At 76.0% G+C, this 308-nt stretch carries 1 pseudogene; it reads left to right on the forward strand.

Annotated elements, in window-relative coordinates:
- Window positions 1–308 (forward strand): annotated as a pseudogene (locus tag LO771_RS30220) (M3 family peptidase); the annotation flags it as partial.

Consider the following 308-nt stretch of genomic DNA (forward strand, 5'->3'; position numbering starts at 1 on the left):
AGTCGCTGCGCCTGCTGGAGCGCTGGCCCGACCGCTTCGTGCGGGCCGGCGCCCAGCTCTCCGAGGCCGGCCGGCAGCGCGTGCCGGAGATCAACCAGGAGCTCGCCGCCGCCGCCACCGCCTTCGAACGCAACCTCCTCGCCGCCACCCGGGACGCCGCCCTCGTGGTCGGCACCGCCGAGGAGCTGGCCGGGCTCGCGGAGGTCGCCGTCGCCGCCGCCGCGGAGAACGCCCGGGAGCTCGGCCGCGACGGCGCGTACGTGCTCAGCCTTAAGAACTTCTCCAACCAGCCGGAGCTCGCCGTCCTC

Source organism: Streptacidiphilus sp. ASG 303, assembly GCF_020991365.1.
Classification (GTDB): domain Bacteria; phylum Actinomycetota; class Actinomycetes; order Streptomycetales; family Streptomycetaceae; genus Peterkaempfera.